Raw genomic sequence first — 21,664 nt, 5'->3', positions numbered from 1 at the left:
CCGCGTCGACATGGGGGTGGTGGTCGGACCGACGGAGGATCTCCAGCCGGGTGAAGGGCGGGCGTATGCCGTCGGCGATCGGCAGATCGCGGTGTTCCGGATGACCGACGGGACACTTCGTGCCACCGATGCGGTGTGCCCGCACAACGGAGGTCCCCTTGCCGACGGACAGTTCGACCTGGGGCAGATCGTGTGTCCGTTGCACCAGTACGCCTTTCGATTCACGAACGGCGGGTGCGCTTCCGAGGGAATCGGGGCGGTGGCGGTTCACCGGGTGGAGGATCGCGACGGCCAGGTGGTGGTGTGGGTGTGAGGCGTTGTCCCAGATGACACCGGAGCGCGACGGGGAGGAGATATCTGGCTCGGCGATCTGCTCAGGTGTCATCTGAGACAAGTTCGCTCCGCTCGACCACCGGCTTGCGGTGCTCGCGTCGACGAATGAGGTCCATGATCGTGTCCTCGACGTCCGTCCATTCGTGGACCACCTGGTGGTATGTCAGTCTGATGACGATGTACCCGAGCTCGACGGCCTTTCTGTCGCGCTCGCGATCTTTCTCGAACTGCTCCTTGCTGCTGTGGGTTTCGTAGCCGTCGACCTCGATGATCAACGAGGTGCCGACAACGAGGTCGACGATGCCGACTCCGGGAATGGTGACCTGTGATCGAACTCCGATCCCACGGGAGCGGAGGCGTAATCGGGTCATCGATTCGGTACCCGACTGTGCCTGCTCATCGCATCGGTCGAGTAGCCGCCGGACGCGTACCGGGGCCGACCGGAACTGGACGTCGAGGTCGGAGAGGTCGAGTAGTTGCTGATTGAGGATCGAATCGCAGACCACCACGATGCCTTCGTCGTCGAGGCACTTGAGTGCATGACGGAGCGCGACCGTCAGCTCATCGATGCTGCACAGTTCTGATTCCGGTCTGCCGTACTGTTCGCAGAATGTCGTGTGGACACCACGATGAGCGCTCGCGCGGGCGCGCACATGGACGGTCTCCGATGAGCCGGGCACCCATACCTCGTGGAGTCGAAGTGCGGACAGACAGCTGAGAACGCCGCCCTCCGATACCGCCGTCACGACATCTCGGTTCGCCCAGGGCGTCGCGTACCAACCGCGTCGCACACAGCGCAGGTCGGCATTCCTGACAGCGGTGCGGAGTTCGGTACGGGTCATACCCGCGCAACGGAGTTGCTTCCATGAGGCGACGCCGAAGCCGGCCGCCAGCACACCAGCGCAATCGAATCGATCCATTCCGGCAGGGTCGCACCTCGACGACCTCGGTGGCCTGCGGTAACCCTCGCAATTGTCCTTCTGTGGACAACGAAGAGACTGTGCACAAGACGGTCGCCCGCTCGATCACCCGGGGACAGGACTGCCGCAGATCGCGTAGCCGTCGCCAGATTCAGTAGACGTCGCGGACGTAGCGCTTCTCCGCCGCGAGCGCCTTCACATATCCCTCGGCGCTGGTGGGTGCCAACTTTCCGTGCTGCGCGACCACGCCTTTCAGGGCGGAGTCGACGTCCTTGGCCATGCGTCCGGCGTCGCCACACACATAGATGTGCGCGCCGTCGTGTAGCCACCGGTACAGTTCGGCGCCGTGTTCACGCATCCGGTCCTGGACGTAGACCTTCGAGGCCTGGTCCCGCGAGAATGCCACGTCCAGTCTGGTGAGCAGGCCGTCGGCGAGCATCGAGGTCAGCTCGTCCCGGTAGTAGAAGTCCGTTGCCGCATATTGCTCGCCGAAGAACAGCCAGTTCGGACCCGTGTGACCGAGCGCCTGTCGTTCGTGGAGAAAGGCCCGGAAGGGTGCGATCCCGGTCCCCGGGCCGATCATGATCATCGGCGCGTCGGGGTCGGTCGGTGGCCGGAAGTGGTTGGTGGAGTTGACGAAGATCCCGATGTCCTCGCCTTGCGCCTGATCGGCGAGAAATGTCGAACAGACGCCGCCGCGGGGCGTGCCGTGGACGTTGTATCGGACCGCGGAGACCGTCAGGTGCACCTCGTCCGGGCTCGACAACGGACTCGACGAGATCGAATACGACCGAGGCGCCAACGGTTTCAGGATGTCGATCCAGTCGGAGGTCGACGCGCGCACCGGGTGCTCGGACAGCAGATCGACCGACTGGCGCCCCCAACTCCATTCCGCGAAGCGGGTCTTGTTCCCGGCGGCGGTCAGGTCGCGGAGGTCGTCGTCCCCGGTCCGTTCCGCGACAAACCGGACGAGATCGGTGTTCACCTTGGCGAACTCGAGGCGTTCCCGCAGCGCTCGGCGAAGTGTCATCTCACCGGCATCGGGGAGGTAGACCACGTCGTCGCCGTCGAGGCGGGTCGCCGACAACCATTCCTCGATGAGGGCCGGGTTGTTGCGCGGCCACACGCCCAGGGCATCGCCGGTGCGGTAGGTCAACGAGTTGGGCGGGAGGTGAAATGCGAAGTTGCGAACATCTTTCCGCGAACCTGAGCCGTTGAGCTTGATGTTGCGGGCCAGGGAGGTGACAAAGGGGTTCTTGCGGGAATACGTCGGCGTGTCCGTGGGTGCGGGGTTCGGGCGATCCGGGGTGGACACCAGGGTTTGGTTGCTGTCGGCGAGATCGTTGTTGCCGTCGGCGGGATTCGGGTTGCTGTCGGCGGTGGTGCTCAGCGCGCCGACAACCTGTTCGAGCCAACTGCCCGCGGTGTCCTCGAACTCGGGCTCGCAGTCGACACGATCGAGGATCCGGGCCCCGCCCAGCTCGCCGATGCGGGCGTCGAGTTTGCGTCCGTGGCCACAGAAGTCGTCGTAGCTGGAGTCGCCGAAGGCGAGCACCGCGTACCGGACGCCGGAGAGGTCGGGTGCGTCGTCGGTGTTCAGTGCGTCCCAGAACTCGCTCCCGTTGTCGGGTGGATCTCCGTCGCCGGTGGTCGACGTGACGAACAGGACTGTCTCGTTGTCTGGGAGCCGACCGGGGTCGCAGTCGTCCATCGAGACCGTGGTGACCGGGCGACCGGTGCCGGCGAGACGATCCGCGCACAGGGTGGCGAACTCTTCGGCGTTACCCATCTGCGATGCCCAGAGGACGGTCACCGCGCCCACCGAACCCACATCGTCAGCGCGGTCGACCGGTGCGGTGGCATACGTGGGAAGTGCGCGGCGGGAGTACATTCCGGCCAGCAGACCCGACACCCAGGTGCGGGTGTCGGGAGCCAGCGGCGCATCGGCCGGCACTACCGGGACCTCGCCGGCCGGCGGATCGGCGCGTAGGCCACCGATGATCCCTGCGAGGTAGAGCTTCTCTATGTGGGTGGGTTGCGGAGGCGCGATGTCGGGTACACCGAAGAGGTCGGCGAGGGTGTCGATCACAGGTTGCCCTTCCGATACCGGAGTGGATCTCCCTGGTGTGGGCGCGTTCTCGGAACTCGCGGCGGCGGCCACGCGTGTGAGGCTCACCGCGCACACCTTGAACTCGGGTTGCTGCGACATCGGGTCGACGGCGTCGGACGTGACCGCGTTGATCGCGAGATCGTCGCCGAACATGTCGTTCCAATGGAACGGCACAAAGCAGTTGCCGGGCCGTACACGATCGGAGATCGATGCCGGGAGAACGGCGTGCCCCCGGCGCGAGGCCACCTCGACCCGATCCTGCGAAGCGATGCCGAGGCGCTCGGCATCAGTGGGGTGGATCTCGACGAAGGGGCCCGGATTGAGTTTGTTCAGCTTCGCCACCCGCCCGGTCTTGGTCATCGTGTGCCATTGGTGCGGGAGTCGACCGGTGTTGAGCAGGAAGGGGTGATCGTCATCGGGCATCTCGACGGGATCGACGTGAGGTCGGGCAAAGAACTGGGCGCGACGGGACGGGGTGGCGAACGCCAGCGCCGGGACGGAGCCGTCGTCGGCGCGGTGCAGCGATTGGCTCACGCCGTCGTTGAGGTAGCGGATCGGGTTGCGGCCGTGGGGGTCCGGTGAGTCTACGAGGTCGTCGGGCGGGTACGGCCATTGCATGGGCGTGCGACGCAGTCCGTCGTAGCTCATGCCCCGCAGGTCGTATCCGGTGCGTGGATTGGCGAACTCGCGGATCTCGTCGAAGATCTCCTCGGCGCTCGCGTAGCCGAAGGCGTCGGCATAACCCATCTCGCAGGCGACCCGGGCGATGATCTGCCAGTCGGGGATGGCCTGTCCCGGAGGCTCGACGGCCGGCTCGAACAGCGTCACGTTGCGCTCCGAATTGACCATGGTGCCTGCGGATTCGGTCCACAGCGCGGCCGGGAGAGCGACATCTGCGTAGAGGTTGGTCTCGGTGTCGGCGAAGGCGTCCTGGGTGATCACCAGCTCCGCCCGCTCCAGGCCGGCGATGACCGTGGACCGGTTGGCCACCGATGCAACGGGATTGGTGCAGATGACCCAGCAGGCTCGGATCTCCCCGTCCGACATCCGGCGGAACATGTCGATGGTGCCGCCCCCGACGTCGGTGCGCAGGGTGCCGGGCTCGAGCCCCCACTTCGCCTCGACGAATGACCGGTCGTCGTCGGAGATCACCGCCCGCTGCCCGGGTAGCCCGGGTCCCATGTACCCCATCTCCCGACCGCCCATCGCGTTCGGCTGGCCGGTCAGCGAGAAGGGTCCGCTGCCGAGTCGGCAGATCGCACCGGTCGCGAGGTGAAGATTGATGAGCGCGTTGGTGTTCCAGGTGCCGTGCGTCGACTGGTTGAGACCCATCGTCCAGCAGCTCATCCAGTTGTCGGCTGTACCGATCATCCCGGCGGCGGCGTGCAGATCCTCGGCGGAGACGCCGGTGATCTCCCTGACCAGGTCAGGCGGGTACTGCGCGGCGAAGTCGGGCATCTGGTCGAAGCCGTCGGTGTACGACGCGATGAACTCGTCGTCGGTGTGGCCGCCGGTGATCAGCAGGTGCAGCAGGCCGTTCAGAAGCGCGAGGTCGGTGCCGGGCTTGACCTGTAGGAAGAGGTCGGCCTTGTCGGCGGTGGCGGTGCGGCGCGGATCGACCACGATGAGCTTGGCCCCGGCCTTGATGCGATCCATCATGCGCAGGTGCAGGATCGGATGGCAGTCGACGATGTTGGAGCCGATCACGAAGAAGACGTCGGCGTGGTCGAAGTCCTGGTAGGAACCCGGCGGGCCGTCGGCGCCGAGGGACTGCTTGTAGCCGGTGCCCGCGCTGGCCATGCACAGTCGCGAGTTCGACTCGATCTGGTTGGTCCCGATGAAACCCTTGGCGAGTTTGTTGGAGAGGTACTGCGCCTCCATCGACATCTGACCGGAGACATAGAGGGCCACCGCGTCGGGTCCGTGTCGGTCGATGATCGTTCGCAGCCGACGGGCTGTGTCGGTGATCACCTGGTCCAGGTCGCCGGGTTGTGCGGTGGTGCCGCGTTCGGTGCGGACCATGGGTGCGGTCAGCCGACCGCCGCCGGCGAGCATGTCGGCGGTGGTGGAGCCCTTGGTGCACAGGCGACCGAAGTTGGTCGGGTGATCCTTGCGGCCGGTGGTCTTGAGGATCTGGCCCGATTCTCCGACGGACAGGTCCATACCGCACCCCACGCCGCAGTAGGCGCACAGCGATTGGACGGTGCCGACGGATTTCACATGGTCCAGCGTCGGTCGGACGTGTTTCCTGATTCGAAGCGTCCAGTTACGCGTCCATCAACTTGACCTCACAGGCCTGGCCGATCTCTGTGCGCACCGTAGATCATCGGTGCGAGATCGAGATCTGCCCGCGACGTACCTGCGTCAACGGCCTCCACGACACACTTGTCGTCCTCAGACACATCTCAGCAGTTCACGATAAGACTGTAGGTATGCGCATCCTTGTGGTCGACGACGATCGGGCGGTTCGTGAGTCGCTTCGCCGCTCGTTGACCTTCAACGGGTACGGCGTGGACACCGCGGCCGACGGGCTGGAGGCCCTGGAGAAGATCGTCGCGGAACGCCCGGACGTCGTGATCCTCGACGTCATGATGCCCAGGCTCGACGGGCTCGAGGTCTGTCGGCGACTGCGGTCGGCGGGCGATGACCTGCCGATATTGGTGTTGACCGCCCGCGACTCGGTCTCCGAGCGCGTCTCCGGCCTCGACGCAGGCGCCGACGACTACCTGCCCAAGCCGTTCGCACTCGAGGAACTGCTGGCACGACTGCGTGCACTGCTACGGCGCGCGACCCCCGAAGACGACGTCGATTCCGAGGCGCTCGCCTTCGCCGACCTCACGCTCGACCCGGTGACCCGCGACGTCTCGCGCGGCGATCGGAGCATCAGCCTGACACGCACCGAATTCGCGCTGCTGGAGATGCTGATGGCGAACCCTCGCCGCGTGCTGTCGCGCAGCCGCATCTTGGAGGAGGTCTGGGGCTATGACTTCCCGACCTCGGGCAACGCCCTCGAGGTGTATGTCGGCTATCTCCGTCGCAAGACCGAGGCCGACGGTGAGGACCGGCTGATCCACACGGTGCGGGGTGTGGGCTACGTGCTGCGGGAGACGCCACCCTAGTGCTCGCCGAACACACCGACCCCGCGTCGTCCCCGGCGTCGCGCGGGTTCCTGCGGCGCAAACGCGACGATCTCGCGGAGATGCGTGCGCCGATGCCGCTCACCCGTGCCGTCTCGCTGAAGACCCGAGTGACGCTGTTGTCGGCCACCGTGGTGCTGGTGTCGGTCAGCCTGATGGCCGCGGCCGCCTACTTCGTCGTGTATCGGGCGATGTACAACGAGGTGGATTCGCAGCTCGAGAGTCGTGCCGACGGCATGACCGCTCTGGCGAGGACCGGTCTGCTCAACGAACGGCCGGAGTCGCTGGTGACCGGAACGGTGTTCTCCACCAACATCTCTCTTGCACTGGTACGTCCAGACGGTCGCAGTTACCTCATCGGTGAGGTGCCGTTCGAGGATGTCGAACGCAAGATCGCCCGGTCGACGTACGCGCCGGGCCAGGACAATCAGAGTCTTCGCACCATCCACAACCAGCGCGTGCTCGCACGCAAGCTCAGCGACGGAAACACACTTGTGTTGGCGCAGAGCCTGTTACACACGGACCGGGTGCTCAAGAGGCTGGCGTGGGTGTTGCTCGTGGTCGGCGGGGGTGGTGTGGCACTGGCGGCGCTGGCCGGTACGACGGTGGCGCGAGCAGGCCTGAGACCGGTGGCGCGGCTCACGCGCGCGGCGGAAAGAGTGGCCCGGACACAGGATCTCACTCCGATCCCGGTGAGTGGCAACGACGAATTGGCGCGACTCACGGAGAGCTTCAACACGATGCTGCGTGCGTTGGACGAGTCGCGCGACCGCCAGTCCCGGCTGGTCGCCGATGCGGGCCACGAGCTCCGGACACCCTTGACGTCGCTGCGCACCAATCTGGAACTGCTGATCGCGTCCAGCGAACCCGGCGCCCCGGCGGTCCCGGCGCAGGACATGATCGAACTGCGCTCGGACGTGATGGCACAGATCGAGGAGCTCTCGACCCTGGTGGGGGATCTGGTGGACCTCGCACGCGAAGAGGCGCCCGAGGTGGTGCACGAGGAGGTCGACCTCACCGAGGTCATCACTCGCAGTCTCGACCGCGTGCGACGTCGCCGGCTCGACGTCGATTTCCAGACGAATCTGACGCCCTGGTATGTCTTCGGCGAGGAGCACGGTCTGAACCGGGCAGTGCTCAACGTCCTCGACAACGCCGCGAAATGGAGTCCGCGTGGCCGGCCGGTGCAGGTACAGCTCAGGCAGGTCGATGCCCGGACCGCGGAGCTGGTCGTCGCCGACGCCGGGCCCGGCATCCCCGAAGAGGACAGGGACCTGGTGTTCGAGCGGTTCTACCGGTCAACCCAGTCGAGGTCGATGCCCGGTTCGGGATTGGGCCTGGCAATCGTGCGCCAGGTGGTCGCGAGGCACGGCGGCACTGTCCGGGCCGAACAGTCCGACGACGGGGGAGCGCTGATCCGCATGGCGTTGCCGGGGAGTCCGACGCCCCAGGAACCTTCCCCGCAGGTCGTTCGTCATTAGGGTGAACAGGCCTCGGCGGTGCGAACAGTCCCCGATTTCGCACCTCGCGGTGTGCACCTGATCCCCTAGGGTTGAAGATCGGATCGGTGCAGTGTGTCGGCACCGGCCGCGACAGTCGGGAGATCGCCGGATTCGGGCGACGTGGAGAGAACTGAGGACGACGAGATGACGAGTGGCGGTTCGCAGGGCGATCCGTACGGCACCGGGAGTGGAGCCGGCCAGAATCCGTACGGCTCACCGGGGCAGCAGCCGACGCCGGGGTACGGATCGAATCCGTACGCCCCTGGTCCGTCCCCGCAGGATGCGAACACCTACGGCCATCACGCCGCATCCACCCAGCCGTACTCCGACCCATATGGAGCGCCTGCGTCCGCGCCGTTCCCGGCTCAACCTCAGTACGCGGCGGGCCCCGGCGGGCCGATGCCTCCGGGAGGGCCGCCCTACGGAGGCGATCGCGCGCCCCGCAAGAAATCGGGGGCAGGCGGCAAGGCCGCGCTGATCGTGGGTGCGGTGGTGCTCGCGTTGGTTGCGGGCGGTGTCGGTGGTGCGATCGGTGCCAACGTCGCCGACGACTCGTCGTCGACGGCACACAACGGACCACTCGGCGGAGATCCGAACAGTGGTTCTCAGGGGCAGGTGGAGGCCCCGGCAGGATCCGTGCAGGAGGTCGCTGCCAATGTGCTCCCGTCGGTCGTCTCGATCATCGTGCGCTCCGGGAACGCGGAGGGCAGCGGGTCCGGTGTGGTGTTGTCCGACGACGGCGTGATCATGACCAACAACCACGTCGTGACCGAAGGTGGTGCCACACGGGCCGGCGACCTGCTGGTGATCTTCTCCGACGGATCACGCGCGCCCGCCCGGGTACTCGGTGCCGACTCGGTGTCCGACATCGCGGTGATCAAGGTCGACAAGACCGGACTCAAGCCGATCAACGTGGGGACGTCGAACAATCTCGCGGTCGGCCAGGACGTCATCGCCATCGGTGCGCCGTTGGGTCTCGAGGGGACGGTCACCACCGGCATCATCAGCGCGCTCAACCGCCCGGTGTCGACGTCCAAGGAAACCGGCGGGACCACGTCGGTGATCGATGCGATCCAGACCGACGCCGCCATCAACCCCGGCAACTCCGGTGGTGCCCTGGTCAACGCCAAGGGTGCGCTGATCGGCGTCAACACCGCGATCGCGACGTTGGGGTCGTCCGCCGAACAGCAGGGCGGCAGTATCGGGCTCGGTTTCGCGATACCCATCGATCAGGCGATCCGCGTGGCCAACGAGTTGCGCGACACCGGCAAGGCGACCCAGGCAGGCCTCGGCGTGTCGGTGCGGGCCAACACCGAACTCGAGCAGCCCGGTGCCTACATCTCCGACGTGACCCCGGGCGGACCCGCCGCCAAAGCCGGGATACCGACCGGCGCGGTGGTCACCAAGGTCGACGATCGCAACATCGCCAGCGGTGATGCACTGGTGGCGGCAATCCGGTCACACGCACCGGGCGACACGGTGACCATCACATATGTCGTCAACGGACAGACCCGGACCGCGCAGGTCACCCTGGAGACCCTGCAGACCGGCTAGACCCACGCACCATCTCCGCAGGGAACAGAAAGGCAGAGCATGAGCGACACAGGATCCACCGCCATCGACCCCGACGACGCGGTGGCCGCTGACGCGGCGGCACGCGAGTTCGTCGCGCGCCACAGCGACGATGACGTACGCATCTCTCCGAGCGGCGACGAGATCGGGCGGGCACTGGTCGTGGTCGTCGACGACAGGGCGGCACACGGGGAAGATCAGAGTCTTCTCGGCCCCCTCGTGGGTGAACTCCTCGGCGAGGCGGGCTTCCATGTCGATGCGACCGTCGCCGTGTCCGGCGTCGAGGTCGAGATCCGCAACGCGCTCAACACCGCCGTGATCGGCGGCGTGGACCTCGTGGTGTCGGTCGGTGGGGTCGGGGTGGGTGCGCGCGACGTGACACCCGAGGCGACCGAACAGGTCCTCGATCGGCGGCTGCGGGGCATCGAAGAGGCAGTCCGGAGTTCCGGACTCGCCGCAGGCGCCACCGACGGTGGACTCTCGCGGGGTCTTGCCGGGATCTCCGGGCAGACGCTCGTGGTGAACCTGGCGAACTCGCGGGCAGCAGTGCGTGACGGCATGGCCACGGTCGCCCCGCTGGCCCAGCACGTCATCGAGGCGATCAGCGAATTCTGACCCGCTCGACGACGCCGAGACCCCATGGAAAGCACTTCGGACGACTCCCCGGAATCGCGGATGACCAGCGATTCCGGGGAGGTTTCGCGTCCGCGTGACACCTGGCGGACCAAGGCAAAAATCGATGACGTCTTCGGCACCGACCTTCCTGAGGTAACATCCGATGAGTGTGATCAAGGTCACACGGGCGTTTCTCAGGACTGGTATGAAGCCAATCGCCCGCCGCATTACGAATAGTCCAGCTACCTGCTGACATGGCTGACGCAGCGTGTTTTCCTTCCGTTAACATTCGCTCATCTAGGAATAGTGAATGTGAAGTTCAAGATCGCGAGATGGGGTTTTGCGACGCGCGAGATCGCATCTGTTGCTGGTCTCGATCTCGCTCCGATAACGTTCGCATCGACGAATCTCGGTGCTCGCGACGAGCACCGACGGGGAGTCCTGCGATCTGTCGCGAATGACAACGCAGCAGTGACCAGGGGTGTGCGGAAGGCGACTTCCAGCCAACCGGAACCGGATCTGGGTTCGGTTGCGGGGCGGGGGTCCGCAGCCCAGAAGGGTCGACTCGCTCGGCACGTGGTTGTGTGGGGCGAGATAACAACCGAATCCTGTGAGAGGGAACGAATGAGCAAGTTCAGCAAGCTCGGGCTGCGCCGCGTTGTTGGTGCAGGCGCCGTCGCCGCGGTGGCGGTAGTTGGCCTGGCCGGCATGGGGGCGGGAAACGCTGCGGCAGTCGGCCTGCCGAATGGCTACAAGAATGCCGTGGGTGTCGATGGTGAGTCCCTGCAGACGTGGCGTACCGGTGAGTCGGCCCTGCCGGCTCCGTCCGTCGCGAACAACGGCGCGGGACGCGCAGCAGTCGTGTCCGGTACCTACCGGGCCAAGGCGAGCGCAGGCGTGGCCGGCAACATCGCGGTCAAGGTGCTCGTGGGCTGCCAGGTCGACATCACCGGCCTCGAGGGCGGTCTCTCCGGCAGCATCACGCAGGCGCTGAGCCCGTCGCTGTCCGGCTCGTTGACCCTCCCGTTGAACCCGGGCCAGGTCGTCGTGGCCGACGTCACCGACAAGGACATCAAGGACGGCGGCGTCGCGGCGATCCAGCTCGACAAGTTCGCGATCGACGTCCAGAACTGCGGCGGTTACGCATCCGCACGGACCATCGTCAAGACGGTCGGCGCCAAGGGCTACAACACCGACGACGGCACCGTCAACGGTGAAGGCTCCTACATCCAGTCCACCCTCTACGGCAAGCCCTTCAGCCTCAACTGACCGGGCGCAGACAACTCAGCAGTTCTGACTTATCTGCCCCGAGCAGATTGATATTCCACGAAGGGGAATCATGAAGAAGATCAACACTCGCGTGGCCGCTGGAGTCGGCCTCGCCGGTGCCGTGGTGGTGGGCCTGAGCAGCCTCGGTGCGGGTGGCGCCGCGGCAGGCCCGTTGCCCGGCGGCTACGTCAGCAAGACCCTCGTCGACGGCACCCCGGTGACCGTTCGTCTGTTCGACGAGTTCGTGAACGTCCAGAAGGCCGTCACCAACGTCGCGACCAGCCGCGAGGTGTGGATGTCCGGCAAGGTGAAGGTGACCGTCGGCGGCAAGGCCGAGGGTGGCTCGATCGCCGGTGGCTACCTCGTGGGTTGCCAGGTGAACTTCGGTGCGGGCGCCGATGGTGGCGCGGGCGTCGAGGTCGCGCCGCAGAGCGGTGGCGGAGCCACCGCAACTCCGTCGGCCAACGCAGGTGCCGGTTTCACTCTCGGACCCGGCCAGGCGAGCTACGTGCCGATCATCGACACCACCTCGGGCGACAGCACGGCGTACAAGGACTACACCGTCAACGACTACACCTTCAAGGGCAAGACGGGCGGCGTCGCCTACAGCCAGGAGCGGTTCAAGATGGACGGCTGCGCCGGCTACGCCTCGGCCAAGGCCAAGATCAAGGTCACCGTCAACACCGATTCGGTGAAGGGTGTCATCACCCTGTACGGCAAGCCCTTCAGCATTGGCTGATCTGAGTTGACGGGTCCGTACGGACCTCACAACTGAACAACCGCAGCAGGGCGGGATCGGATACATCCGATCCCGCCCTGCTGTCGTCGTAGGGGTGGTGGTCGGAGTGCCAGGAAGCCGATGACAAGGTGCGGCTAGAGTCGCGACGGCGGCGGTTCCCCGCCGGAGGTGAGGAGGGTCCTGGTGCCGACAACGGGTGACGTCGTGGGTGACGGCTATCAGGATTCCGTCGACGCACATCCCGCGGCGCTGAACGTCCTGTCCGCGATGCGTCGTTTTGCCCCGGTCATGCATGGTCAGCGGTGGAAGCTCGCCGTCTCGGTGCTGCTCTTCTTCATCGAGGTCGGTACGAGCGTGGTCACGGTCGCGGTCTTCGCGGACATCGTCGACAACGTCCTCGTCGCAGGCGACCTCTCGGCGCTGTGGTGGCCGTTGGGGATCTGGGCCGCGGTGTCGCTGGTCGGCGCGGCGGCCTCCTACGGCGGGACCGTGATCTCCGGTCTGGTCGCCGAACGAACACTCTTGCGGCTGCGCGACCGTCTCTACGCCCACACACAACAACTGGCCCCGCACACGCGTAGGCAGTTCGAGACCGGCGACCTGATCGCGCGGCACAGCGGCGACGTCGACGAGATCGAACACCTGGTGTCGTCGGGTGTGGTGGCCGGAACGCTGGCGATCGGCAGCGCGGTCATCTACGCCGCCGCGGCGTTTGTGACGCGATGGGACCTGGCGCTGCTCGCATTTGTCCTCGCACCCTTGCTGTGGGTGGTCTCCCGCTGGTTCGGCCGGGTCGTCAAGACCGCCGCGCGTCGTGAGCGCAAGGCCAACGGCCGCATCAGCTCTCGGATCCAGGAGGGCATCACCCACGCCATATCGATCCAGGCCGACAACCAGGGCGAGCGCGACCGCCGAAAGGTTCTGCGGGAGAGTCGGATCTGGCGTAACGCACGGGTGTCGGAACTCAAGGCCAACGCGGCCTTCTCGGAGACCGTCACCGTCGTGGAGATGCTCTGCATGATGGCGGTGCTCGCGGTGGGCGCGTGGCAGATCGCGCGCGGTGTCGCCAGTGTGGGAACCCTCATCGCCCTCACCGGCTACCTCGGCTACATGTATCCGCACATCCAGACCCTCGGTGGCCTCGTGGTCTCGGTGACCTCGGCAACGGCGAGCGCCGAACGCGTCGCCGAGGTGCTCGACGCGCCCATCGGCATCACCGACACGGCAGAGCCGGAACTCTCGGAGGCCGAAGCCCTGGCCGGCAGCGATGCAGATGCCGCCGACGTCCACCCCGAGGCGGACGTCGACGAGCGGTCGGCCGGCCCGGTGGCATCCGCGGTATTCGTGCACGTGGAGCGGGTCAGCTTCGCCTATCCCGATTCGGACCGGCTGGTCCTCGACGATGTCGACCTCACCATCGAGTCGGGGGACTTCGTCGCCCTCCTGGGTGCGAGCGGCTCGGGCAAGAGCACCCTGATGTATCTGATGCTGCGCTTCTATGACCCGGTGGCCGGCGCGATTCGATTCAACGACACCGATATCCGCTCGATGAGCCTGCGACAGTTGCGCGCCCACATGGCCGTCCTGCCCCAGCGCGTCGCGCTGTTCAACGCGTCGATCGCCGACAACATCCGATACGGGCGACCGGACGCGACCGACGAACAGGTTCTGGCGGCGGCGACCGCCGCCGACGCTGCCGGTTTCATCGGTGAGTTGCCGGACGGACTCGACACCCAGCTGCGCGACGGCGGTGCCAACCTGTCCGGAGGTCAGCAGCAACGGATCGGGCTCGCCCGCGCCTTTCTGCGCGACACCCCGCTGCTGATTCTCGACGAGCCGACGACAGGCCTCGACGACGCCACCACGCAACGCGTGATGGCACCGCTCGAGAGGTTGGCCCGGTCGCGTACGACAGTGCTCATCACTCATGACGACAAGGTGGCCGCGGTGGCCGACTACACGCTCACGGTTCGCGACGGGACGATCCGGCGCCGCTGATCGGAGACGAGTGACGGCCCAGTGACACGACGAAGGCCCCGTCGCAGACATGCGACGGGGCCTTCGGTCCGGTCTTGATCAGCTACCGAAGAAGAACGGCGGCATCGGACGGCGCGGCGGGCGCGGTGCCGGGCGCGGTCCGGGTCCCCGACGGGGCCCCGGGTGCGGTCCCCCGTGCGGATGCGGGGCGTGATGCGGCGGCATCGGATGACGGGGTCCTCGATGACCTCGTGGCATGGTGTTCCTCCCTTGACACTGCGGTCCGCCCTATGTCGGACCGTCTGTGTGGCGCCCCGGCCGTGAAGTGCGCCGAGGGCCACAAGGAGAGAAGGTAACAGTTCGGCAACGGCCGCTCAACGATCTGGGTTCGGTCCTCGGCTGCTCCGAATCAATGTGAAAGGTATTCTGTAGCAATGTATTTCGGCCATCAATCGCTCGTCGGTGGTCGGAATGCGCGTTCTGTGACGTACCTGTGAATGCGACTGTGAGTCCGCTGTGAATCTGCGCCTGTCGCTGAAGGCGCACGTCACGGACGGCGACGGCACGGGCCCGGCGGGGGAGGCGGGTCCGTGCCGTGCTGTCGTCAGGCCGGTGAGCCGGCGTGCGGTCAGCTCCCGAAGAAGGGGAACGGGAACGCGCGCCTGCGCGGACGGCGAGGGGCCGGGCGCTGCGGCTGGTGCGGCTCGGGACGACGGTTGTAGCGGCCCTGGGGGCCCGGGTTCTGCGGCATTTCTTCTGCAACCTCCGGTGTGTCGGTGTATCTCGGCTGCCCGGCGGACTGGCTCCGGACTCCAGTGACACTAAGGACGCAACCTTGTGGTTCCCTGGCCCGCGAGCTGGCAAAGCGCTGGGAGCCAACGCATGTGCACGTCCATGCCGACGACTCGGGCCGCGCTCCGATGGAAGCGCGGCCCGAGTCGTCGAGGTCAGCGGGAATGCCGTCCCGGGGCGTCTGGCGGTGGGTAGTCGCCGGGGAACTGCGTCTGCCCGGGGTAGCCACCCTGCTGGGGGTAGTTGCCGGGTGGGTATGCGCCGGGCGGCGGATAGGAACCCGGTGCGGGCTGCGGGGTCGGATAGGGCGGATTCCCGCCGGGCGGAGGAGGTGTGGGTGCCGGTTGCGTCGGCGGCATCGGTTCCGCGGGCGGCGGTGTGGACAGACGCTGGGTGGCACCGGCGTCGCTGCCGGGGAGTGCTCCGTGATCCTGGATGTGGTCCGGCAGCTCGGCCTCTGCGACGTCCTGCGCCTTCGATGTGCCATCGGGATCGAGGAGGTCGCGAATCTCGGCGAGCAGCGCCACTTCGGTGACCTCGGCTTTTTTGCTGTAGCCCCCGAGTGCGGCGAGCTTGTTGTACGGCACGACGATCAGGAAATAGACCACCGCGGCGATGATCAGGAAGTTGATGAGCGCGGTGACCAGGGCGCCGATGTCGACGAATGTCGACGGATTGTCGGTGATCTGGAAGCCCAGCCCCTTGGCCGGATTGCTGCCTCCCGGGATCGAATTGAGGAGCGGTTGGATGATGCTGTCGGTGAAGGCGGTGACGATCGCGGTGAAGGCCGCACCGATGATGACCGCAGTGGCCAGTTCGACGACGTTGCCCTTGAGTATGAACTCCTTGAATCCCTTGAGCACGGTGTGCGGTCCTCTCGTTTTTCGGTGTTCCGCTCTTGTTCAGGTATTCACGCTATCCAGGATCGTAAACGACCGTTGCACTGTTTTGCTGTATGTGCGCGTGAGTACCGAGCCGATCGATCAGTGCACGACGACGGTGATCGGAGCGTCGAGCGCGGCGGCCGCCACCCGGTGCGCGGCCCGTTCGTCCATCGCGAGCAACACCGGTCGGCCGGCGGTCGCGCCCCCCGACAGAACGCCGGCGGCAGACTTGTCCGAGGTGAGGGCCACCACCGCCGCCCGTGCGAGAACTGCTGCTTCGGGCTTTTCTGCCGACGCGGTCAGTACGTCCACCACGTCTCCGGTCCGCAGCAGCGTCGCCACCGACTCGTCCGACAGCCGTACCGGTACGAGCCGGGCATCGTCGTCACCGGTGAGCCGGCTGGGCAGACGGGGGGAGAGCAACCGGGAGTCGGTGACCATCTCGCCCGCCCCGATCGGGCCGACCGCGGTGCGTCCCACACCGTCGGCGGTCAGCCTCAGCGTGCCCGCCGGGATGAGTCCGCCGGGTACCTCGCGCACGGTGAGGTCGGTGGCGACGATCGATTCTCCGGGTATGAGGTCACGCGCGGCAACCACCACCGACCGCATCTCCGCACCGCGGTGCCCGAACAGCGTCAGCGTGACCGCGGCGACGACCAGGAGCACCGATGCGCCACGACGGATCATCACCGATCGTGCCCAACCAGGACGCAGCGCATGTCGGACACGGTCGACGAGGCGCGGCGACAAGCGATCGCGGGACATCGGGTGCATGGTCGGCGACGGTAGCGGCCGGACCGGCATCGACGACGACTCGAGACGCATCTGGGGACAACGTCGGGTGTGCACGCGGGTTGTGCACAAAACCCTGACCGATTGGCCCCGGGCCGAACCATCGGGGAGAATGACGCGAAGGTGAGCCGGGAAGTCTGGTCGGCCTCCGCCGGGTGCCGGTGGAGACGCTACGTGGGTGATCTCTGCAGATTTCCCTGTGACCAGGAGGTTTGATGTCCACTCCGGAACACGATTCGGGTCCACCCGGCATCGAGGAATCCCAATCCGGCGCTGTTGTCCCGGACCGCAGCGGGCCGGACGCCTCGGGCCGAGTCCGTTTTCGACGCTGGGTGTCACTCGACACCACCAGCGGGGCGCTGCTACTCGTCGCCGCGGTTATCGCGGTCGTCTGGGCGAACTCACCGTGGCAGGACGCCTACGAATCGTTGACGACCTTCGAGTTCGGGCCCGAAGCACTGCACCTGCACCTCTCGGTGGCCGAATGGGCCGCCGACGGCCTGCTCGCCATCTTCTTCTTCATCGTCGGCGTGGAACTCAAGCAGGAGTTCGTGGCCGGCAGTCTGCGTGATCTCCGACTGGCCGGTGTCCCGATCGTCGCTGCCATCGGCGGCATGGTGACCCCGGCACTGTTCTATGTGGTCGTGGTCGCCCTGTTCGACCCGGAAGCCTTACGCGGATGGGCGATTCCGACCGCCACCGACATCGCTTTCGCGCTGGCGGTGCTCGCGATCTTCGGCCGCGGGTTGCCCCTGGCGTTGAGGACGTTCTTGTTGACCCTGGCCGTCGTCGACGATCTGCTCGGCATCACGGTGATCGCGACGTTCTATACGGAGACGATCGACTTCGCCCTGTTCGGCGCCGCGATCGCGGTGATCGCCGTCTTCGGTGTCGTGGTGCGGTTGCGTCGTCCCCGGTGGCGAACGCCTGCCAGTCTGGTCCTGATCGCGCTGGCCGTGGTCGCCTGGGCGTTGATGCACGCCTCGGGCGTGCACGCGACGGTGGCCGGGGTCCTGCTCGGCTTCACCGTTCCCGCGTTGCTCGTGCACGGCGAATCGAGTTCTCGAACACACCAATTCGACGTCGCGGTGCGACCTGTGTCGTCGGCGGTGGCATTGCCGATCTTCGCATTCCTCTCGGCCGGGGTCGCGGTGATCGGTGGTGACAGCGCGATCGTTCAGCCCGTGTCGATCGGCATCTTCCTCGGCCTCGTCGTCGGCAAGGTGATCGGTGTGATGGGGGCGACCGCATTGATGACGCGATTCACGCCACTGCGACTGCCCGACTCGATCGGGGTACGCGACCTGCTGCCGGTCGGGATGCTGACCGGCGTCGGCTTCACCGTGGCGTTGCTGATCGCCGAACTGTCCTTCCACCAGGGCGCCGACGACCATGCGTCGGCGGCGAAGGTGGCGATCCTGTTCGGCAGTGTGGTGGCCGCGGCGCTCGGTGCGGTCCTGCTGCGCCTGGATGCACGCAGACTGCGCAGCCCGGACATGAATCGCGATGGCGTGCCAGACCGCGCTCTCGACGTGATCGACTGATCTGAGCCTGGCACTCGGAATGTTGGAGTGCCAAGTTCGGTTAGTATGAGCGGCGATCACTACTTTCCGGAGGTATCGGTGCCCACTTACTCGTATGCGTGCACGGAGTGCGACAACAAGTTCGACATAGTGCAGTCGTTCTCTGAGGACTCCCTGTCCGAATGCCCGCAATGCACAGGACGGCTGCGCAAGCTGTTCAACTCCGTCGGGATCGTGTTCAAGGGCAGCGGCTTCTACCGCACCGATTCCCGCTCGGGATCGAGCTCCAGCGAGACGTCCTCGTCGTCCTCGTCGTCAGACAGCTCGTCGAGCAGCTCGTCCTCGGATTCTTCGTCGAGCAGCAGCTCCTCGTCGAGCACCGGTTCGTCGTCGAGCGACAGCAAGGCCGCCACCCCCACGCCGGCCTGACGGTCGATTCACCCGAGCTCGCGGAAGCCGCCCCCGGGCGTCAGCACCCAGCCGACGCGCACGTCGTGCGGTGCGGCCGGCAGCGACTCCACCACCTCGTCGTCGAAGACGACGGCCACCACGTCTGCGGCGAGGCCGATCAGGGTCCGGTCGTAATAGCCTGCACCTCGGCCGAGTCGGGTCCCCGATTTGTCGACCGCGTACGCCGGGACGAAGACGACCGAGGCGGCCCGGACGGCATCGGTGCCGAGACGCTCGCCGGTGGGTTCCAGAAGGCCCCATCGGCCTCGCGTCAGCGAATCGGCACCGTCGTAGCGCACCCAGTCCAGTGTGGTCGGTTCTCCGCCGGGCACCGCCGGGACCAGAACCGTCACCCCGCGATCGATGAGGGCGTCGAGCAGTGCCGGGGATCCCGGCTCGGCACCGAAGGGGATGTAGGCGGCAACCGTCACGTCGTATTCGAGGCGAAACGGTGCCGAATAGATCCATTCGGCGAGGTCGGCGGCGGCCCGTTGACGCACCGGGAACGATCGGGAGATCCGGCGCTCCTCGAACTCGGTTCGTAGTCGCCTCTTCATCGTCCGCACCCGACCGCCTTCGGCTCATCGCGGCAGCTCCTCGAGCCCGCCGCGCCAGGATTCTGAGAACTCGTCAACAGGATTCTGGCAGGGATCGCCACTAGGGTGTTCCCATGACCCCCAGTGACGTGAGCCAGACTACCGACGCGTTCACCGAGTACCAGCCTGTGCCGAACACACCGCCGATCCCGCGAACCGCGGTCGTGCCGGCCGCCGGTCTCGGGACCCGGTTCCTGCCCGCGACGAAGACCGTGCCCAAGGAATTGCTGCCGGTCGTCGACACCCCCGGTATCGAGCTGGTCGCCGAGGAGGCCAAGGCGGCAGGTGCCGAGCGGCTGCTGATCGTCACCTCGCCCGGCAAGGACGGCGTGGTCGCACATTTCGTCGAAGATCTGGTGCTCGAGAGCACCCTTGCCAAGCGCGGCAAGGCGGCCATGCTGGCGAAGGTGCGCAAAGCGCCATCTCTCCTGGAAGTGGCCTCGGTGGTGCAGGAGAAGCCACTCGGGCTCGGCCATGCGGTCGGTTGCGTCGAACAGTATCTCGACGACGACGAAGACGCCGTCGCGGTCCTCCTGCCCGACGACCTGGTCCTGCCCGGTGGCGTCCTCGAGGTGATGGCACGGACCCGAGAGCGCCGCGGAGGGTCGGTGTTGTGCGCGATCGAGGTCCCGTCCGACCGGATCAGTGCCTATGGCGTCTTCGACGTCGAGGAACTCCCGGACGCCAACAACCCCAACGTGATGCGCCTGAAGGGAATGGTCGAGAAGCCGAAGCCGCAGGACGCGCCGTCGAATCTGGCGGCCGCCGGCCGTTACATCCTGGATCGCAAGATCTTCGATGCCCTCCGCCGCATCAAACCGGGCGCGGGTGGGGAGTTGCAGCTGACCGACGCGATCGCCCTGCTGATCGAGGAGGGCGAACCCGTGAACGTCGTCGTGCATCGAGGCACACGCCACGACCTCGGCAATCCCGGCGGCTATCTGAAGGCGGCCGTCGATTTCGCCCTCGATCGCGAGGACTACGGCCCCGACTTGCGTGAGTGGCTCGAGAAGCGGCTCGCCGAAGGCTGATGATCTCGGCAGACGACCGGCGTCAGCGCGCCTGCGCGCACCGGCGACCGGGGGCGGCTAACGTCTAGCCCAACTGTGTCAGCCGAGATGGGGGCGAGAGGTGAGATGCGTTCGGTCGAAGATCATCTGACCCGGGTGACCGCCGCCGCGGTCGCGCCGCGACCGGTCCGCGTGGCGATCTCCGAGGCCCAGGGCCTGATGTGTGCGGAGGAGGTCGTCACCGAACGGCCGATGCCCGGATTCGATCAGGCTGCCATCGACGGGTACGCCGTGCGGGCGGTCGACGTCGGTCTCGCGGGCGCGATCGCACCCGCGGATGTGGAGGATCTGGATTCCGGGGGAGCCGACCTCGTCGACCTCACCCCCGGCGAGCCGATGATCGTGGCGCTGCCGGTGGTCGGTGATGTCGGCCCGGGGGCGCGTACACCGACACGGCTGCAGCCTCGTCAGGCCGTCCGCGTGGAGACCGGGGCGCCCATGCCGACGCTGGCCGATGCGGTGATCCCGCTGCGCTGGACCGACGGCGGTGAGCAGAAGGTGAAGGTCGGCCACGGCGTCGAGAGCGGCGACTACGTCCGTCGCATCGGTGACGACGTGCAGCCCGGCGACGTCGCGGTGCGAGCGGGCTCGATCATCGGTCCGGCGCAGGTCGGATTGCTCGCGGCGGTCGGGCAGGCCCGTGTCATGGTGCATCCGCGACCACGGATGTCGGTGATCTCGGTCGGCAGTGAGCTCGTCGACATCGACCGCTCGCCCGGGCCCGGCCAGATCTTCGATGTCAACAGCTACGCGCTGGCGGCCGCGGGCCGCGACGCCGGCGCGGATGTCAACCGGGTCGGCATCGCCGAGCGGGAGACCTCGCGGATGCGGGAAGTGGTTGAGGCGCAGCTGATCAGATCGGAGATCGTGGTGATCTGCGGTGCGGTCGGCGGAAAGTCGTCGCGAGTGGTCGCAGATGCGCTGAGCGACCTCGGCGATCTGGAGATCGTGCGTGTCGGCATGCATCCCGGTTCGGTACAGGGATTCGGCCGCCTCGGTCGCGACGAGGTGCCCACGTTCCTGCTGCCGTCCAACCCGGTGAGTGCGCTGGTCACCTTCGAGGTGATGGTGCGGCCCCTGATCCGGATCGCCCTGGGGAAGCGACAGCCGATGCGGCGCGTGATCAAGGCCCGCACCATCGGTCCGATCGCATCGGTCGCCGGGCGCAAGGGCTATCTGCGCGGGCAATTGATGCGTGACGAGCGGTCCGGGGAGTACCTCGTGCAGGTCATCGGCGCGTCCCCGACCGGGAGCTCGCATCTGCTCGCCGAGCTTGCCGAGGCCAATTGCCTGATCATCGTGGAACCCGACGTCGAGGAGTTGGGAACCGGCGACGAGGTCGAGGTGGCGTTCCTTGCGCAGCGGGGATGATCGCGCCTCCCG

The 21,664-nt window shown here is 66.7% G+C and carries 17 protein-coding genes; 12 read left to right on the top strand and 5 right to left on the bottom strand.

The features are described from left to right. Window positions 1-10 precede the first annotated feature (10 nt). Window positions 11-313 (top strand): Rieske (2Fe-2S) protein, encoded by a 303-nt coding sequence (locus IDF66_RS16945; RefSeq protein WP_190268057.1) that lies wholly within the window; start codon window positions 11-13, stop codon window positions 311-313. Between the two features lie 61 nt (window positions 314-374). Here the strand turns inward: IDF66_RS16945 and IDF66_RS16940 are convergent, their stop codons facing one another. Then, window positions 375-1,253 (bottom strand): DUF559 domain-containing protein, encoded by an 879-nt coding sequence (locus tag IDF66_RS16940; RefSeq protein ID WP_190267835.1) that lies wholly within the window; start codon window positions 1,251-1,253, stop codon window positions 375-377. Window positions 1,254-1,404: 151 nt separating this feature from the next. Beyond that, the gene (locus tag IDF66_RS16935) at window positions 1,405-5,526 is read right to left on the bottom strand and encodes a molybdopterin-dependent oxidoreductase (RefSeq protein WP_388000163.1); all 4,122 of its coding nucleotides are present in this window, start codon (window positions 5,524-5,526) and stop codon (window positions 1,405-1,407) included. A gap of 269 nt (window positions 5,527-5,795) precedes the next feature. Here IDF66_RS16935 and IDF66_RS16930 point away from each other — a divergent pair, with 269 nt between their 5' ends. The 7 genes from IDF66_RS16930 to IDF66_RS16900 all read left to right on the top strand — a co-directional run bounded on the left by IDF66_RS16930 (window position 5,796) and on the right by IDF66_RS16900 (window position 14,195). Continuing rightward, window positions 5,796-6,482 carry a response regulator transcription factor gene (locus IDF66_RS16930; RefSeq protein ID WP_164306400.1) on the top strand — a complete coding sequence of 229 codons (687 nt, stop codon included), beginning with the start codon at window positions 5,796-5,798 and terminating at the stop codon, window positions 6,480-6,482. Window positions 6,483-6,562: 80 nt separating this feature from the next. Beyond that, a complete protein-coding gene (locus IDF66_RS16925; RefSeq protein WP_164306473.1) occupies window positions 6,563-7,981 on the top strand; it encodes a HAMP domain-containing sensor histidine kinase in 1,419 nt (472 codons plus the stop codon). A gap of 165 nt (window positions 7,982-8,146) precedes the next feature. Further along, a complete protein-coding gene (locus IDF66_RS16920; RefSeq protein WP_190268056.1) occupies window positions 8,147-9,556 on the top strand; it encodes a S1C family serine protease in 1,410 nt (469 codons plus the stop codon). A gap of 39 nt (window positions 9,557-9,595) precedes the next feature. Next, entirely contained in the window at window positions 9,596-10,189 is a 594-nt protein-coding gene (locus IDF66_RS16915) for a MogA/MoaB family molybdenum cofactor biosynthesis protein (protein ID WP_190267833.1), read from the top strand. Between the two features lie 624 nt (window positions 10,190-10,813). Then, complete coding sequence (locus tag IDF66_RS16910) at window positions 10,814-11,458, top strand: MspA family porin (RefSeq protein ID WP_164306397.1); 645 nt, start codon at window positions 10,814-10,816, stop codon at window positions 11,456-11,458. 70 nt (window positions 11,459-11,528) lie between these two features. Then, complete coding sequence (locus IDF66_RS16905; protein WP_190267832.1) at window positions 11,529-12,197, top strand: MspA family porin; 669 nt, start codon at window positions 11,529-11,531, stop codon at window positions 12,195-12,197. Between the two features lie 183 nt (window positions 12,198-12,380). Beyond that, a complete protein-coding gene (locus tag IDF66_RS16900) occupies window positions 12,381-14,195 on the top strand; it encodes an ABC transporter ATP-binding protein (protein ID WP_317628737.1) in 1,815 nt (604 codons plus the stop codon). Between the two features lie 926 nt (window positions 14,196-15,121). On the opposite strand, the gene mscL is transcribed toward IDF66_RS16900, so the two are convergent. Together mscL and IDF66_RS16890 are read right to left on the bottom strand one after the other, a co-directional pair. After that, window positions 15,122-15,829, bottom strand: a complete 708-nt coding sequence (mscL, locus tag IDF66_RS16895; protein ID WP_190267831.1) for a large conductance mechanosensitive channel protein MscL — start codon at window positions 15,827-15,829, stop codon at window positions 15,122-15,124. Window positions 15,830-15,949: 120 nt separating this feature from the next. Continuing rightward, a complete protein-coding gene (locus tag IDF66_RS16890) occupies window positions 15,950-16,624 on the bottom strand; it encodes an SAF domain-containing protein (protein WP_190268054.1) in 675 nt (224 codons plus the stop codon). A gap of 233 nt (window positions 16,625-16,857) precedes the next feature. Here IDF66_RS16890 and nhaA point away from each other — a divergent pair, with 233 nt between their 5' ends. Then, entirely contained in the window at window positions 16,858-18,186 is a 1,329-nt protein-coding gene (gene nhaA / locus IDF66_RS16885; protein ID WP_190267830.1) for a Na+/H+ antiporter NhaA, read from the top strand. Window positions 18,187-18,264: 78 nt separating this feature from the next. Beyond that, a complete protein-coding gene (locus IDF66_RS16880; RefSeq protein ID WP_190268053.1) occupies window positions 18,265-18,594 on the top strand; it encodes an FmdB family zinc ribbon protein in 330 nt (109 codons plus the stop codon). Window positions 18,595-18,602: 8 nt separating this feature from the next. Here IDF66_RS16880 and IDF66_RS16875 read toward each other — a convergent pair whose 3' ends face one another. Next, the gene (locus IDF66_RS16875; protein ID WP_223309721.1) at window positions 18,603-19,172 is read right to left on the bottom strand and encodes a 5-formyltetrahydrofolate cyclo-ligase; all 570 of its coding nucleotides are present in this window, start codon (window positions 19,170-19,172) and stop codon (window positions 18,603-18,605) included. Between the two features lie 113 nt (window positions 19,173-19,285). On the opposite strand from IDF66_RS16875, the gene IDF66_RS16870 reads away from it, so the two are divergent. Together IDF66_RS16870 and glp are read left to right on the top strand one after the other, a co-directional pair. Continuing rightward, a complete protein-coding gene (locus IDF66_RS16870) occupies window positions 19,286-20,242 on the top strand; it encodes a UTP--glucose-1-phosphate uridylyltransferase (protein ID WP_164306391.1) in 957 nt (318 codons plus the stop codon). A gap of 105 nt (window positions 20,243-20,347) precedes the next feature. Next, entirely contained in the window at window positions 20,348-21,652 is a 1,305-nt protein-coding gene (gene glp, locus IDF66_RS16865) for a molybdotransferase-like divisome protein Glp (protein ID WP_190267828.1), read from the top strand. Window positions 21,653-21,664 lie beyond the last annotated feature (12 nt).

This window comes from Gordonia hankookensis (assembly GCF_014673215.1).
Lineage (GTDB): Bacteria > Actinomycetota > Actinomycetes > Mycobacteriales > Mycobacteriaceae > Gordonia > Gordonia hankookensis.
Note: the sequence above shows the minus strand (reverse complement) of the source record. Positions and strands in the feature narration are given on the sequence as shown.